General features: G+C 67.6%; 15 protein-coding genes. 7 read left to right on the forward strand and 8 right to left on the reverse strand.

Translation table 11 applies throughout. From position 1 onward, the window contains the following. Positions 1 to 34 precede the first annotated feature (34 nt). The 6 genes from AC1D2E_RS18930 to AC1D2E_RS18955 all read right to left on the reverse strand — a co-directional run bounded on the left by AC1D2E_RS18930 (position 35) and on the right by AC1D2E_RS18955 (position 5611). Entirely contained in the window at positions 35 to 670 is a 636-nt protein-coding gene (locus tag AC1D2E_RS18930; protein WP_478198815.1) for a dioxygenase family protein, read from the reverse strand. Positions 671 to 777: 107 nt separating this feature from the next. After that, positions 778 to 1536 (reverse strand): SDR family NAD(P)-dependent oxidoreductase, encoded by a 759-nt coding sequence (locus tag AC1D2E_RS18935; RefSeq protein WP_478198816.1) that lies wholly within the window; start codon positions 1534 to 1536, stop codon positions 778 to 780. A 54-nt stretch (positions 1537 to 1590) separates the two neighbouring features. Further along, the gene (locus tag AC1D2E_RS18940; RefSeq protein ID WP_478198817.1) at positions 1591 to 2631 is read right to left on the reverse strand and encodes a VWA domain-containing protein; all 1041 of its coding nucleotides are present in this window, start codon (positions 2629 to 2631) and stop codon (positions 1591 to 1593) included. Then, positions 2628 to 3620: a DUF58 domain-containing protein gene (locus AC1D2E_RS18945; protein ID WP_478198818.1), complete on the reverse strand. Its 993-nt coding sequence runs from the start codon at positions 3618 to 3620 to the stop codon at positions 2628 to 2630. The genes AC1D2E_RS18940 and AC1D2E_RS18945 overlap by 4 nt, the downstream gene beginning before the upstream one ends. Then, positions 3601 to 4611 carry an AAA family ATPase gene (locus tag AC1D2E_RS18950; RefSeq protein WP_478198819.1) on the reverse strand — a complete coding sequence of 337 codons (1011 nt, stop codon included), beginning with the start codon at positions 4609 to 4611 and terminating at the stop codon, positions 3601 to 3603. Before AC1D2E_RS18950 ends, AC1D2E_RS18945 begins: the two co-directional genes overlap by 20 nt. 22 nt (positions 4612 to 4633) lie before the next feature. Then, on the reverse strand, positions 4634 to 5611 hold the full coding sequence (locus AC1D2E_RS18955) for a S1C family serine protease (protein ID WP_478198820.1): 978 nt from the start codon (positions 5609 to 5611) through the stop codon (positions 4634 to 4636). An 88-nt stretch (positions 5612 to 5699) separates the two neighbouring features. Here AC1D2E_RS18955 and AC1D2E_RS18960 point away from each other — a divergent pair, with 88 nt between their 5' ends. Beyond that, on the forward strand, positions 5700 to 6560 hold the full coding sequence (locus AC1D2E_RS18960; protein WP_478198821.1) for a TatD family hydrolase: 861 nt from the start codon (positions 5700 to 5702) through the stop codon (positions 6558 to 6560). A gap of 123 nt (positions 6561 to 6683) precedes the next feature. Further along, entirely contained in the window at positions 6684 to 7046 is a 363-nt protein-coding gene (locus AC1D2E_RS18965; RefSeq protein ID WP_478198822.1) for a hypothetical protein, read from the forward strand. Positions 7047 to 7101: 55 nt separating this feature from the next. On the opposite strand, the gene AC1D2E_RS18970 is transcribed toward AC1D2E_RS18965, so the two are convergent. Next, positions 7102 to 7932: a mechanosensitive ion channel family protein gene (locus AC1D2E_RS18970; protein WP_478198823.1), complete on the reverse strand. Its 831-nt coding sequence runs from the start codon at positions 7930 to 7932 to the stop codon at positions 7102 to 7104. 50 nt (positions 7933 to 7982) lie between these two features. Between AC1D2E_RS18970 and AC1D2E_RS18975 the strand changes: the two genes are divergently transcribed. The 5 genes from AC1D2E_RS18975 (at position 7983) to AC1D2E_RS18995 (ending at position 13284) form a co-directional block, all read left to right on the forward strand. Then, complete coding sequence (locus AC1D2E_RS18975) at positions 7983 to 8516, forward strand: DNA-deoxyinosine glycosylase (protein WP_478198824.1); 534 nt, start codon at positions 7983 to 7985, stop codon at positions 8514 to 8516. After that, the gene (locus tag AC1D2E_RS18980) at positions 8513 to 9256 is read left to right on the forward strand and encodes a class I SAM-dependent methyltransferase (RefSeq protein WP_478198825.1); all 744 of its coding nucleotides are present in this window, start codon (positions 8513 to 8515) and stop codon (positions 9254 to 9256) included. The genes AC1D2E_RS18975 and AC1D2E_RS18980 overlap by 4 nt, the downstream gene beginning before the upstream one ends. 127 nt (positions 9257 to 9383) lie before the next feature. Further along, positions 9384 to 11162 carry a type IV pilus assembly ATPase TfpB gene (tfpB, locus tag AC1D2E_RS18985; protein WP_478198826.1) on the forward strand — a complete coding sequence of 593 codons (1779 nt, stop codon included), beginning with the start codon at positions 9384 to 9386 and terminating at the stop codon, positions 11160 to 11162. A 103-nt stretch (positions 11163 to 11265) separates the two neighbouring features. After that, positions 11266 to 11754: a tripartite tricarboxylate transporter TctB family protein gene (locus AC1D2E_RS18990; protein ID WP_478198827.1), complete on the forward strand. Its 489-nt coding sequence runs from the start codon at positions 11266 to 11268 to the stop codon at positions 11752 to 11754. 12 nt (positions 11755 to 11766) lie between these two features. Further along, on the forward strand, positions 11767 to 13284 hold the full coding sequence (locus tag AC1D2E_RS18995; protein ID WP_478198828.1) for a tripartite tricarboxylate transporter permease: 1518 nt from the start codon (positions 11767 to 11769) through the stop codon (positions 13282 to 13284). A gap of 54 nt (positions 13285 to 13338) precedes the next feature. On the opposite strand, the gene AC1D2E_RS19000 is transcribed toward AC1D2E_RS18995, so the two are convergent. Further along, entirely contained in the window at positions 13339 to 14265 is a 927-nt protein-coding gene (locus tag AC1D2E_RS19000; RefSeq protein ID WP_478198829.1) for a LysR family transcriptional regulator, read from the reverse strand. Positions 14266 to 14292 lie beyond the last annotated feature (27 nt).

The raw sequence follows: 14292 nt of genomic DNA on the forward strand, positions 1-14292 counted from the left end.
CAGCGACCACACGAAGTGAGGGAGCGTGGGGGCCTCAGGCCCTGACCACGATCGGGAAGCTGGCCTTCCAGCCGTCCGAGGCGCGCTCGAAGGGCACGGTGAGCGCGGCCCGTGCCTCCTCCGGCAGGCTGCGCCAGAGGCCGTCGCGCGCGTTGCCCGGCGCGCCTTCCACATAGAGCTGAGTGGTCAGCAGTTCGCGGCGGTCCAGCTTGACCTTGACGTGGATGTGCGGCGTGCGGCCGGTGTAGGGCACCGGCCGGATGGTGCGAAAGCGGTAGCGGCCATCGGCATCCACCGTCACCCTGCCGAAGCCCTGGAAGGCGCGGTCGGCGCGGTCGCCGTCGCCCGGGTGGTGGTAGTGGCCGGCCTCGTCGCATTGCCAGATTTCGACCTGCGCGCCGCGCAGCGGCCGGCCGTCGAGGTCGGTGACCGTGCCGTCGACCCAGGCCGGCTGGGTGGCGGCGTAGCTCAGTGTGCCGTTGCGCAGCAGGTCGCCGTCGGAGTCGGCCGGCAGGGCCACGGGGTAGAACGGCCCTTCGGTCTGCGACGGTGTCGGGCGCCGGGGGGCGGCGGGCTGCGCACGCGCGCCCACCCAGAATGCCGGCAGCGCAATCGCTGCCGCAGCGATCGTGCGCCGGGGCAGGCCGCGGGGGAGGGGCGAGGTGGTCATCGGCTCTTCGAGTCCGCGTGCGCGAGCGAGTTCCATCAAGGACGCAGCAGCCGCTCGATCGTCACCGCCGCCAGGCACCCTGCGGCGACCACCGTCACGTGGCGGCCTCACGCGGCGATCGAGTAGCCGCCGTCGACCGGGATGGCCGTGCCGGTCACGAAGTCCGATGCCGAACTGGCGAGGAACACCGCGATGCCGGCCAGGTCTTGGGGCCGACCCCAGCGGCCGGCCGCGGTGCGTGCCACCACCCGCTCGCTGAGCCCCGGCACCTGCGAACGCGCCCCATCGGTCAGCTCGGTCTGGATCCAGCCCGGCAGCACCGCGTTGACCTGGATGCCATCGGCGGCCCAGGACGCCGCCATCGCTCGGCTCAGCTGCACGATGCCGCCCTTGCTGGCCCCATAGGCCGGGGCATAGGGGGCGCCGAAGATCGACATCATCGAGCCGATGTTGATGATCTTGCCGCCGCCCGCCGCCTTCAGGTGCGGATAGGCCGCGCGGCAGCAGAGAAAGGCGCTTGTGAGGTTGGTGTTCATCACCTGATTCCATTCGTCCAGCGACAGCTGGTCGACCGGCTTGCGCACCGTGGTGCCGGCGTTGTTGACCAGGATGTCGAGCCGGCCGCAGCGTGCCGCGGCCTGGTCGAACAGCGTCTTGACCGAATCTTCATCGGTCACGTCCGCGGCCAGCGCGAAACTGTCGCTGCCAAGCGCTTTCAGCGCCGCGACCGCGTCGGCCGACTTCTGCGGATTGCGCGCCGCGACCATCACCCGCGCCCCGGCTTCGGCCAGCCCCTTGGCCATGCCGAGACCGATGCCGCCATTGCCGCCGGTCACGAGCGCGACCTTCCCCTTCAGATCGAACATGAAATTCCCTTGCTGTCGTGCTGGCGCACGATTCAACGCCCCGCACGGGCGGATTCAGAGAATGCGGTTGAACCAGAGCACCGAAAGGCCGGCCGACAGCAATGCGAGCGCCGCGGCGCACATCGCGAAGAGGGCCGAGATCTCGGTCTCCTTCTTCTCGACCGTGAGCCGCGAACTCAGCGTGTTGTAGACCTTCTTGAGGTCGTTCGCGGTGCCCGCATAGAAGTACTCGGCCTGGGTCTTGTTGGCGATCGCCTTGAGTGTTTCCTCGTCGAGCCGCACCCGCATCGACCAGCCCTCGAAGCCGATGGTTTCGCCGTCCACCGTGCCGATGCCGACCGTGTAGACACGGACGCCGTGGTCGGCCGCCACCTTGGCCGCATCGAGCGGATCGACGCCGGTGGTGCGCTGGCCGTCGGTCAGCATGATGATCGCGGCCGAGGTGTAGGAGCCGGGCGCGACCGGCGTGAACTCCTTCGGCGGCGGCTTGCCGGCGCGCTCGATGGCGACGCCGGTCTGGCGGCTCTTGGGGGCGAAATCGGAGATGTCGATGCCGGCGTCCGGGAACAGCGTCGCCAGCGAGACCACGATCGCGTTGCCCGTGGCGGTCGCCCGCTGCAGCTGGAAGGAGTCGATCGCCGTGACCAGGTCTTCGCGATTGGTGGTCGGCAGCTGCGCCACCTGCGCGCTCCCCGCGAAGGCGACGATGCCGACCTTGACGGTGCGTGGCAGCTCCTTCAGGAAGCTCTTGGCTGCCTCCTGCGCGGCGACCAGCCGGTTCGGTTGCACGTCGGCTGCGCGCATGCTGCCCGAGACGTCCATCGCGAGGATGATGGTCTGCTGATTCGACGGCAGCACCACCACCGCCATCGGCCGCGCGGCAGCGATCAGCATCGCGGTCAGCGCCAGCAGGAACAGCAGCGGCGGGATGTGGCGCCGCACGCTCTGACCGGCGCTCATGGCCTCGCGCACGATCGACAGGCTGGCATAGCGCAGCGCCAGTTTTTTCTTGCGCCGGATGAGCCAGAGGTACAGCAGCACCAGCAGCGGCACTGCCAGCAGCAGCCAGAGGAATTGAGGCCAGAGGAAGTTCATGCGGCCACCGTACTGGAGTTCGATTGTCCACGACGCACGCGGCGTTTGCGCATGTCGGCGAAGCGCACGATGGCTTCGACCAGGTCGTCGGCGGTCGAGAGCTCGAGGGCATCGACGCCGATCTTCGCCAGTGACTCGCGGAGGTGGGCCTCCCGATCGGCGGCGATGCGCGCGAAGCGCTTGCGGAAGCCGGCGTCGTGCGTGTCGACCCAGAGCTGCTCGCCGGTCTCGGCATCGCGCAGCGGCACCAGGCCGAGGTCGGGCAGCTCGAGCTCGAGCGGATCGAACAGGCGCACCGCCACGACGTCGTGGCGCTGCACCAGGTGCGACATCGGTCGTTCCCAGCCAGGCTCGGAAACGAAGTCGGAGACCACGAACACGGTCGAGCGGCGCGGCATCAGCACCGCGGCGGATTGGAGCAGGTCGGCCAGCCGGGTCATGCCCTTCTGGTCGGGCGTGCGCTCGGCCGAGCGGCGCTCCATCGCGTGCAGCAGGTGCAGCACGTGGCGCCGGCCGGTGCGCGGCGGGATCACGGCTTCGACGTCGTTGCCGTAGACCATGGCGCCGACGCGATTGCCGTGTCGCGTCAGCAGGCGGGCGATAACGCCGACGAAGCCGGCCGAGATCTCGCGCTTGGCCTTGATGCCGGAGCCGAAGTCGACCGAGCGGCTCAGGTCGAGCACGAACCAGGCAGCCATCTCGCGGTCTTCGGTGAAGACGCGCACGTGCGGCGTCTGCAGCCGTGCCGTGACGTTCCAGTCGATGTGGCGCACGTCGTCATGGTGCTGGTATTCGCGCAGGTCGGCCAGGTCGAGGCCGGTGCCGCGCATCAGGGTGCGGTAGTCCCCCTGCAGCAGGCCGTCGAGCCGGCGGATCACGGTCCACTCGAGCCGGCGCAGCGCGCGCTCGACGCCGCTGGCCGCGGCGTCGGCGGCCGCGAGCTGCTCGTCGTTCGCGGCTTTCGCGCGCTTAGGCCACCAGCTTTTCATGCTCGAGCGGCTTGGCAGGCGCGGGCACGGCCCGCATGATGCGGTCGACCAGGCTGTCGGGCGTGAGGCCCTCGGACAGGCCCTCGTAGGACAGCGTGACCCGGTGGCGCAGTACGTCTGGCACCAGTGCGATCATGTCCTCGGGCAGCGCATAGCTGCGGCCGCGCAGCAGGGCCAGCGCGCGTGCGCCCTGGGTCAGGTTGATGCTGGCGCGTGGGCTGGCGCCGAAGGTGATGAAGCGCCGCATGTCCTTCAGGCCGTGCTTCTCGGGCGTGCGCGTGGCCGACACCAGCTTGACTGCGTACTGGATCAGCGAGGGGTCGACGTAGACGCGCTGCGCCTCGGCCTGCAGGATCGCGAGCTGGTCGGTGGTAGCGACCGGCATGGCCTCGACCGGCGGGCCGATCACGCGCTCGACGATGACGAACTCGTCCTCGTCGCTCGGATAGTCGACCAGTACCTTCATCATGAAGCGGTCGACCTGGGCCTCGGGCAGGGGATAGGTGCCTTCGGTCTCGATCGGGTTCTGCGTCGCCATCACGAGGAAGGGGCGCGGCACCTTGTGCGTCTCGCCGGCGATGGTCACCTGGCGCTCCTGCATCACCTCGAGCAGCGCACTCTGCACCTTGGCGGGCGCCCGGTTGATTTCGTCGGCCAGCAGCAGGTTGGCGAAGACCGGGCCGAGCGAGGTGCTGAAGTCGCCGGTCTTCTGGTTGTAGATGCGGGTCCCGACCAGGTCGGCCGGCACCAGGTCGGGCGTGAACTGGATCCGCTTGAACCGGCCGCGCACGGTGTCGGCCAGCGTCTTGACGGTGAGCGTCTTGGCCAGCCCCGGCACCCCTTCGACCAGCAGGTGGCCCCCGGCCAGCATCGCCACCATGACCCGCTCGAGAAATCGGTCCTGGCCGACCACCACGCGCTTCACCTGATAGAGGATCTGCTCCATCAGCTCGGCCGTGACCGGGGAGGGCGATTCGAACTCTGTGCTCATGGGGATTGCTTTCGTCGGTGGGTCAGAAGGGCGGCGAGCCGGCGGCGGAGGCGGCGTTCTCGATCGGCACGGCGAAGCCGATGCCGATGAAGGTGCGCTGCTGGGTCGGATTGAGGATGGCGGTCACGATGCCGAGCACCTCGCCGCTCATGTTGATCAGCGGGCCGCCCGAGTTGCCGGGATTGGCGGCCGCATCGAACTGGATCAGGTTGCCGAGCTCCTGCTTGCCCTCGGGCGAGCGGAAAGAGCGGTTGAGGCCGGACACCACGCCCGCCGACACCGAGGGACCGATGCCGAAGGGGAAGCCGACCGCCACCACTTCGTCGCCGGGCATCAGGTCGGCGGTCGAACGCATGGTGGCCGGGATCAGGTCGTCGGGCAGCTTCTGTGCCTGCAGCACGGCCAAGTCGTTCTCGGGCTGCAGGGCGGTGATGATGGCCGGCGCCTCGAGGCCGTCGGCGAAGGTGACCTTGATGGTCTCGGCGCCTGCGACCACGTGCAGATTGGTCAGGATCACGCCCTTGTCGACGATCACGACGCCGGTGCCGACGCCGCGTTCCACTTGCTTGCCGGCCACTTCGTCGGTGGCCTCGGGCGGCTTGCCCTTGGCCATGTTGCGGCCGCGCTTCTCGGTCTTGGCCTCGGGCGTGTTCTTTTCGGTGCCGTAACCCACCACGCGCACCACCGAGGGGCGGATGATCTCGGCGGCGCGGGCGGCGGCCGAGGGCAGGGCTTGCGTCTGCAGGGTGCGCAGGACCGCCGCGTCGATGTCCTTCTGAGTGAGCGCCTGCGTTCCTTGTCGCGGCCACAGGTAGGCGCCGGTGCCGCCCATGCCGACGACCAGTGCCAGCAGCAGCCCGAAGCTGCGGCGGCCGGGCTGCCAGGTCGCCGCAGGAGGCCGGGCGGTGGCTTGGACCTCGGTGGCGTCGGTGGGCGTGCCGGGCTCGGCCGCATCCTGCGGCCCTCGGGGCGAGCGGCTGTAGAAAGCAGGCCTGCGCATCGGGCACCTCCGTGCAAAAGAGAGTCGCTGTAGGAATCACGGTAGCACGCTTTCCGCCGCCTTGCATCCCTTCGGGCATCATCGCGCGATGGCCATCTTCGTCGACACCCATTGCCACCTCGATGCGCCCGAATTCGGATCGGAAATGCTCCAAGTCCGGGCCCGTGCGCAGCGTGCCGGCGTCGCGCTCTGCGTCATCCCCGCGGTCGCCGCCTTCAACTTCGGGACGGTGCGCGAGCTTGCGCATCGGCAGGGCGATGCCTACGCGCTCGGCATCCATCCGCTGTGCACCGGCGCAGCGCGCGACGAGGACCTCGCGCTGCTCGACGAGGAACTCGTCCGCCGACGCGACGACCCGCGCCTGGTGGCGGTCGGCGAGATCGGCCTCGACTACTTCGACCCGGGCCTGGACGCCGACAAGCAGGAGCGCTTTTTTCACACTCAGTTGCAGCTGGCGCGCAAGCACGGGCTGCCGGTCATCATCCATGTCCGCCGATCGGTGGACAAGGTGCTGAAGCACCTGCGCCAGGTGGCGCCCGGCCAGCGCTGGCAGGGCATCGCGCATGCGTTCAATGGCAGCGAGCAGCAGGCGCTGGCCTGTGTCCAACTCGGCCTGAAGCTCGGCTTCGGCGGGGCCGTGACCTTCGAGCGCGCCTTGCAGTTGCGTCGGCTTGCCGCCACGCTGCCGCTGGAGGCGATCGTGATGGAGACCGACGCACCCGACATCCCGCCGCACTGGCTCTACCGGACGCAGGCGCAGCGGGTCGCGGGCGAGTCGCAGGGGCGCAACGAGCCCGGCGAGCTGCCGCGCATCGCCGAAGTGGTGGCAGGCCTGCGCGGCATCGAGGCATCGGCGCTGGCCGAAGCGACCACCCGCAACGCGGCTGCCGCGCTGCCGCGTCTCGTTTCGCTGATGGGCCTGTCGGCCGAACGCCCGGGCGCGGCGTAGGCGAAGGCCCCGACTTGGGCCCGCTGCGGCGCGGCACGGGTTTTTGGTGTCATCCTTTGGGTTCGTGCAGTCGTTGCATCCAAGTGGCAAGCCAGTCACGCCAACTCAACAAGGAGCTTCCCCATGAACTCATCCATCGTTCGCACCCTGCCGGCCGCCCTGACGCTGGCCCTCGCCTGCGTCGGCGCGTCGGCGATCGCGCAAACCACGGCCCCGAGCACCACCCAGAAGGCGGAAAACGCAGGCGAAAAGGCCTGGGACAAGACCAAGGAAGGCACCGAGAAGGCCTGGGATGCCACCAAGAGCGGCACCAAGAAGGCCGCGAAGGCGACCGAGAAGGGGGCCAAGGCGACCGGCAAGGCGATCGACGACGTGGCTTCCGATGCCGCTTCTGGGACCCGCAAGGTGGGCGACAAGATCGGCGAGAAGATCCCGGGCACGGTCCAGAACGAAGCCGCCAAGGGCGAAGCCGCCAAGAAGCCCTGAGCGCGCGCACCGGCGCTCTCGCAGCCCCAATGAAAACCCGCCGCGGCGGGTTTTTTCATGCCGTGGCCGGTGGCTGGATGTTCCGATGCACCAGGGGCGTTTCGGGCGTCGGGTAGCCGGCGGCGCCGAAAGTCTTGACGACCGCCTTGTGAGTGTCGAAGTACACCTGCCAGTAGTGGTCGGTGTGGGTGTAGGGCCGCACGGCGAGCAGCGGTCCTTCGGGCGTGAATTGCAGGATCTCGACGTCGGGCGGCTGCTCGGTCGAGACATTCGGGATCTGGCTGACTGCGGCCTTGAGCAATGCGATCGCCTGGTTCACGTCGACCCCGTTGGCGATCTTGGCCGTGGCGTCGACCCGGCGGAACGGCAACTGGCTGAAGTTCTGGATCGGATCCGAGAGCACCTTGTTGTTGCCCACCGTGGTGACCACATTGTCGGGCGTGACCAGCGTGGTGCCGAACAGGCCCAGTTCCTTGACGGTGCCGTTGATGCCGCCGCCCACCGTGACGTAGTCGCCGACCCGGTACGGTCGCAGTACCTGCAGGAAGACCCCGGCGGCGAAGTGCGCCAGCAGGCCGCCCCATGCCGTGCCGATCGCCAGGCCGGCGCCGGCCAGCAGCACCGCGAACGAGGTCGTGCGGACCCCGAACATGTCGAGGATCGAAAGGATCAGGACGATGTTGAGCAGCACGCCGAGGATCGAGACCAGGTAGTGGCTCAGGGTCGGGTCCATGCGCTTGCCGCGCTCGAGGGCCTTGGCGACCAGGCGCTGCGCCAGGCCGATCAACCAGCGGCCGACGCCCCAGGCAATCAGGGCGCCGATCACTTTCAGGCCAAAATCCATGCCTTGCGTCGTCAGGAAAATCCAGATCGCTTCCGTATTCATTTCTTCTCCTCGCAGGTGCCGGTGCCTCGGCAGGCCGTGCAGCGTTCGTGATGAATAAGCCGGCTTCGCGCCCAGACGACGTCAAGGCCGTGCTCACGGGGCTTGCTCCGATCGTTTCCGAGAACACTGCCTTGTTGATACTCGGCAGCTTTCCTGGGGCCCGGTCGATTGCGCAGCAGCGGTATTATGCGCACCCGCAGAATCACTTCTGGAGAATTTTGCAGGCGCTGTGGCCCGGAAACCCGCTGCCAGTGGGCGAAGATAGCTATCAAAAGCGTAGCAGGTGGCTGCTCGACCGCGGTCTCGGCGTGTGGGACGTGTATGCCAGCTGCGAGCGCGAGGGAAGCCTCGATTCGGCGATCCGCGACCCGGTGGCGAACGACATCGCGAGCCTGCGGCTGCCCCGGCTCGCGGCCATCGCGCACAACGGCGGCGAGAGCTTCCGGCACGCGCGGCACACGCGGGTGCTCGGGGTGCCGGTGCATCGGCTGCCGTCGTCGAGCCCGGCCAATGCGAGCTGGAGCTTCGATCGCAAGGTCCAGGCCTGGCGCGAGGTGTTTGAAAGGTATCTGGTCATTCCATGAAGCTCTCCCTTCCCGAGGTCAATTTTTCCGACTGGGGCGATGTCCGCTATCTGCACCTCGGCACCGAGTGGGTGCAGGGCTCGATGAAGCTCGATGCGCCCTTCGAGATCGAGCTCGAATACGTGCAGCGCATGATGGTCTGGCTGTTGTTCGCCGATCCGGCCGGCGTTGCCCAGCGTCACGCGATGCAGCTCGGCCTGGGTGCCGCCAGCCTGACCAAGTTCTGTCGCAAGACCTTGCGCATGCGCACTACCGCGGTCGAGCTCAATCCGCAGGTGGTGGCGGCCTGCCGTGGCTGGTTCAAGCTGCCGGCCGACGATGCCAAGCTCGAGGTCGTGGTCGCCGATGCCGCCGCCGAGATTCGCAAGCCGCGCTGGCTCGGCACGGTCGATGCGCTGCAGGTCGACCTGTACGACCACGAGGCGGCCGCACCGGTACTCGACAGCGAAGACTTCTATGCCGACTGCCGCGCCTTGCTGACCGAGGACGGCGCCATGACGGTCAATCTCTTCGGCCGCTCCTCGAGCTACGAGCGCAGCCTCGAGAAGATCACGGCCGCCTTCGGCGCCGAGGCGGTCTGGGCCTTCAAGCCGACGCGCGAAGGCAACACGGTGGTGCTGGCCCAGGCGAGCGCCAGCCGTCCGAAGCGCCCCGCGCTTGCCGATCGGGCCCAAAGCATCCAGACTCGCTGGGGCCTGCCTGCACCGAAGTGGCTGCGGGTATTCAAACCGCAAGACTAAGCTCGCCCCCAGGTTGGGCTCACTGCGTGTAGCCCGCCCACCCCCTGCCGGGGGCAACACCTGCGGCCCGGCAAAGCCGGTTCCGCGGTGTTTCTGAAACAGACGTAGACGTCGCTTTGGGTTGGATATGAACGCTGTACTGTCTTCTTCTTCCGGCCATGAAGGCCCGCTGGTCCTGCGCCACCTGATCGAATGGCTGGCCAAGGATGGCCTGATCTCGCCGGTCGAGGCCAAGCGCACGCTGGCGCGCTGCGCCCAGGCCGAGAGCCGCCAGGCGCCGCTGGTGCGGCTGGCCAACGTCGCGATGACACGCGAGAGCGACGGCAAGCCGCTCGATCTCGAGATGCTCACGCAGTGGCTGGCCGGCCGGGCCGGGCTCGCCTACCTGCGCATCGATCCGCTGAAGGTCGATGTCGGCAAGGTGGCCGACACGATGAGCGCAGCCTATGCCGAGCGGCACAAGGTGCTGCCGGTGCAGGTGACGCCCAGCGAGGTGGTGGTGGCCACGGCCGAGCCCTTCCTGACCGACTGGATCGCCGAGGTCGAGCGCCAGTCGCGCCGCGCGGTGCGCCGGGTGGTCGCCAACCCGACCGACATCCAGCGCTACACGGCCGAATTCTTCGCTCTTGCCAAATCGGTGCGGGCGGCACAGAAGGCCGGCGGCAACACCGGCGGCGCCAGCTTCGAGCAGCTGGTCGAGCTCGGCAAGAGCAACAAGCAGCTCGACGCCAACGACCAGAGCGTGGTGCAGGTGGTCGACTGGCTGTGGCAGTACGCCTTCGACCAGCGCGCCAGCGACATCCACCTCGAGCCGCGGCGCGACCAGGGCGTGATCCGCTTCCGCATCGACGGCGTGCTGCACCCGGCCTACCAGATGCCGATGGGCGTGATGAACGCGATGGTGGCGCGCATCAAGCTGCTGGGCCGCATGGACGTGGTCGAGAAGCGGCGCCCGCTCGACGGCCGCATCAAGACCCGCAACCTGCGCGGCGACGAGGTCGAGATGCGGCTGTCGACGCTGCCCACCGCCTTCGGCGAGAAGATGGTGATGCGGATCTTCGACCCCGACACCGCGGTCAAGGACCTCGACGCCCTCGGATTCGCCCAGCACGACGCCCAGCGCTGGGAGAAGCTGGTGACGCGGCCGCACGGCATCATCCTGGTCACCGGGCCGACCGGCTCGGGCAAGACCACCACGCTGTATTCGACGCTCAAGCGCGTCGCCACCGAGCAGGTCAACGTCAGCACGGTCGAAGATCCGATCGAGATGATCGAACCCTCTTTCAACCAGACGCAGGTGCAGCACCAGCTCGACTTCGGCTTCACCGAGGGCCTGCGGGCGCTGATGCGCCAGGATCCGGACATCATCATGGTCGGCGAGATCCGCGACCTCGCCACGGCCGAGATGGCGGTGCAGGCGGCGCTCACGGGCCACCTGGTCTTCAGCACCCTGCACACCAACGATGCGCCGAGCGCGATCACGCGGATGATGGAGCTCGGCGTGCCCTCCTACCTGATCAACGCCGTGATGCTCGGCGTGCTGGCCCAGCGGCTGGTGCGCACGCTGTGCCCGCATTGCAAGGAACCTGACGCGTCGATCACGCGCGAGAAGCTGGCCGAGTTCGTCAAGCCCTGGCAGATCAACGGCTCGGTGCGGGCCTACAAGCGGGTCGGCTGCGTCGATTGCCGCATGACCGGGTACATGGGGCGCATGGGGCTGTACGAGCTGCTCAGCATCAGCGAGGAGTTCAAGGCCCTGGTCACGAAGGAGCCGAACACGGTCGGACTGCGCCGCCAGGCTGTGGCCGACGGCATGCGGCCGCTGCGGCTGGCCGGCGCGTTGCGGGTCGCCGAGGGCGTGACCACCATCGAGGAAGTGCTCAGCGCGACACCGCCGCTGGAATGATTCAAGCAGGGATTACCCTGAAGGCCCGATAGGTGGAATCCACATCGAGCTGACTCGTACCTGACCACACAATCTCCGATCGAGTTTTTTCGTGGAGACTGTCGTGAAAATCAAGAGTCAGAAAGACTTCTTCTCGGGGGTGATGTTCGCCGTCGTGGGAGTTGCGTTCGCCTGGGGGGCGACAACCTACAACGTCGGTAGCGGCGCCCGCATGGGCCCCGGCTACTTCCCGCTGATGCTCGGCATCCTGATGGCCGTCATCGGCCTGGCCATCATGTTCACCGGCCTCACGGTCGAGACCGAGGACGGTGAACTGATCGGCAAGTGGGCGTGGAAGCAGGTGGTCTACATCATCGGCGCCAACCTTGCCTTCGGCTTGCTGCTCGGTGGCCTGCCGAGCGTCGGCGTGCCTGCCATGGGAATGATCATCGCCATCTACGCGCTCGTGATCATTGCCAGCCTGGCGGGCAGCGAGTTCAACCTCCCCAAGGTGCTGGTGCTCGCAACGGCGCTGGCCATCGGCAGCTACATCGCCTTCATCTGGGCGCTGAAACTGCAGATCCAGGTGTGGCCCACCTTCATCACGGGTTGAGGACGACAAAAAATGGATCTCATCGCAAATCTCTCGCTGGGTTTTGGCGTCGCCTTCACCTTCACCAACCTGCTGTACTGCCTGGCCGGTTGTATTCTGGGCACGCTGATCGGCGTGCTGCCGGGCATCGGCCCTGTCGCGACCATCGCGATGCTGCTGCCCGCCACGTACGCGCTGCCGCCCGTGTCGGCGCTGATCATGCTGGCCGGCATCTATTACGGCGCGCAGTACGGCGGCTCCACCACTGCGATTCTGGTCAACCTGCCGGGTGAATCGTCTTCCGTGGTGACCGTGATCGACGGCTACCAGATGGCCCGGAAAGGGCGGGCCGGTCCCGCGCTCGCCGCTGCCGGCCTGGGCTCGTTCTTCGCAGGTTGCGTCGGTACGCTGATCCTGGCGGCCTTCGCGCCGCCGCTGACCGAACTGGCCTTCAAGTTCGGCCCTGCCGAATACTTCTCTCTGATGATCCTGGGCCTGATCGGCGCCGTGGTGCTGGCTTCGGGCTCGCTGCTCAAGGCCATCGCGATGATCGTGCTGGGCCTGCTGCTGGGTCTGGTCGGCACTGACGTGAACTCGGGTGTCGCGCGCTTCAGCTTCGACATCCCCGAACTCACCGACGGCATCGGCTTCGTGACCATCGCCATGGGCGTGTTCGGCTACGGCGAAATCATCGCCAACCTGTCGCGGCCCGAGCACGAGCGCGAAGTGTTCACCGCCAAGGTGTCCGGCCTGTTCCCGACCAAGGAAGACTTCAAGCGCATGCTGCCTGCGGTGCTGCGCGGCACGACGCTTGGCGCGGCACTCGGCATCCTGCCCGGCGGCGGCGCGTTGCTGGCGGCCTTCGCGGCCTACACCATCGAGAAGAAGACCAAGCTGCATCCGGGCGAAGTGCCGTTCGGCAAGGGCAACATCCGCGGCGTCGCGGCGCCGGAGTCGGCCAACAATGCCGGCGCGCAGACCTCCTTCATCCCGCTGCTGACGCTGGGCATTCCGCCCAACGCCGTGATGGCGCTGATGGTGGGTGCGATGACCATCCACAACATCCAGCCGGGCCCGCAGGTGATGACCAGCAACCCCGAACTCTTCTGGGGCCTGATCGCCTCGATGTGGATCGGCAACGCGATGCTCATCATCCTGAACCTGCCGCTGATCGGCATGTGGATCAAGCTGCTGTCGGTGCCCTACAAGTACCTCTTCCCGGCCATCGTGCTGTTCTGCGCGATCGGGGTGTACTCGACCAACAACAACACCTTCGACATCTGGATGGTGGCGATCTTCGGTTTCATCGGCTACAGCTTCTTCAAGCTCGGGTGCGAACCGGCGCCGCTGCTGCTGGGCTTCATCCTCGGGCCGATGATGGAGGAGAACCTGCGCCGTGCGCTGCTGCTGTCGCGCGGCGACTGGATCGTCTTCGTCACACGCCCGATCTCTGCCGGCCTGCTCGCTGCGGCGCTGCTGCTGCTGGTGATCGTGCTGCTGCCGGCCGTGAAGTCCAAGCGCGAGGAAGCCTTCCACGAGGAAGAGGCCTGACCGCGGGCGGATAGCCTTGCTCTCCAACGGCACCTTCGGGTGCCGTTTTGCTTTTCAGGGCTTCGAGATGCGTGTCGACTTCATGTGCTGCCGCGCCATCGCCAGGAAAGCCATGGCCGCGGGATTGAGCGGATGCTTTGCAAGCCGCACGGCGACGACGGGGTACTCCAGGGTGGGACGTGTCACGGCAACGGCGCGCAGGTTGCCGGGCATCAGCACCTCCACATAGCGCGGCAACAGTGCAACCCCCGCACCCGACTGGATGAGCCCGAAGGCCGTCGACAGCATCGACACGTGGTGCACCACGCGCGGGTACACGTTGGCCACGCTCGACAGCTGGCGGCTGACCGAGCGCCAGATGTTGGCATCCGGATTGACGTGGATGAAGGGCAATGCGTCGAGGTGCCTGGCATCGATCACCACCCGCTGGGCCAGCGGATGGTCCTCGCGCACGAAGAGTGCCATGCGCTCGCTGAACAGCGGCTCGGTGGCCAGCTCCGAGTGTTTCTGGCCGATGTCCGAGCCGAAGCCCAGGTCGGCTTCCTGCGAGAGGATGCGCGAGATCATCTGCTCGGCCGTGCTGTCCATCAGCGCCGTCGCCAGCGCCGGGTGCTGCTGCGAGAAACGGCCCAGCAGCGGCGGCAGCAGGGCGCCGGCCGTGAGATGGCCCACCGCCAGTACCACGCGCCCCTCCCGCAGCTCGGACTGCGACCGGCAGGCGTCGACGGACTCATCGATCAGGCGCAGCGCGCGCACGGCGGTATCGACCATCATCTGGCCCGCATTGGTCATCCGGATGCGGCGGCCGCGCACCACCAGCGGCTGCCCGAGCTCGTGCTCCATGCGCTTGATCAAATGGCTGATCGCCGGCTGCGTGAGCTGCAGGGCCTCCGCAGCCAGGGTGAAGCTGCTCGTTTCGGCCACCGCCGACAGGGCCCGGAGCTGTTGCAGGGAGATCTCTTCGGTGGAGTTCCTCGTCATAAGCCGTATTTATAGTTCGATAAGCTG

Source organism: Variovorax sp. P1_H2, from assembly GCF_056405295.1.

Excerpts from the sequence above, each read along its gene's own strand:
- AC1D2E_RS18930 (WP_478198815.1), bottom strand. The coding sequence starts at position 670 with ATGACCACCTCGCCCCTCCCCCGCGGCCTGCCCCGGCGCACGATCGCT.
- AC1D2E_RS18935 (WP_478198816.1), bottom strand. The coding sequence starts at position 1,536 with ATGTTCGATCTGAAGGGGAAGGTCGCGCTCGTGACCGGCGGCAATGGC.
- AC1D2E_RS18940 (WP_478198817.1), bottom strand. The coding sequence starts at position 2,631 with ATGAACTTCCTCTGGCCTCAATTCCTCTGGCTGCTGCTGGCAGTGCCG.
- AC1D2E_RS18945 (WP_478198818.1), bottom strand. The coding sequence starts at position 3,620 with ATGAAAAGCTGGTGGCCTAAGCGCGCGAAAGCCGCGAACGACGAGCAG.
- AC1D2E_RS18950 (WP_478198819.1), bottom strand. The coding sequence starts at position 4,611 with ATGAGCACAGAGTTCGAATCGCCCTCCCCGGTCACGGCCGAGCTGATG.
- AC1D2E_RS18955 (WP_478198820.1), bottom strand. The coding sequence starts at position 5,611 with ATGCGCAGGCCTGCTTTCTACAGCCGCTCGCCCCGAGGGCCGCAGGAT.
- AC1D2E_RS18960 (WP_478198821.1), top strand. The coding sequence starts at position 5,700 with ATGGCCATCTTCGTCGACACCCATTGCCACCTCGATGCGCCCGAATTC.
- AC1D2E_RS18965 (WP_478198822.1), top strand. The coding sequence starts at position 6,684 with ATGAACTCATCCATCGTTCGCACCCTGCCGGCCGCCCTGACGCTGGCC.
- AC1D2E_RS18970 (WP_478198823.1), bottom strand. The coding sequence starts at position 7,932 with ATGAATACGGAAGCGATCTGGATTTTCCTGACGACGCAAGGCATGGAT.
- AC1D2E_RS18975 (WP_478198824.1), top strand. The coding sequence starts at position 7,983 with ATGAATAAGCCGGCTTCGCGCCCAGACGACGTCAAGGCCGTGCTCACG.
- AC1D2E_RS18980 (WP_478198825.1), top strand. The coding sequence starts at position 8,513 with ATGAAGCTCTCCCTTCCCGAGGTCAATTTTTCCGACTGGGGCGATGTC.
- tfpB (WP_478198826.1), top strand. The coding sequence starts at position 9,384 with ATGAACGCTGTACTGTCTTCTTCTTCCGGCCATGAAGGCCCGCTGGTC.
- AC1D2E_RS18995 (WP_478198828.1), top strand. The coding sequence starts at position 11,767 with ATGGATCTCATCGCAAATCTCTCGCTGGGTTTTGGCGTCGCCTTCACC.
- AC1D2E_RS19000 (WP_478198829.1), bottom strand. The coding sequence starts at position 14,265 with ATGACGAGGAACTCCACCGAAGAGATCTCCCTGCAACAGCTCCGGGCC.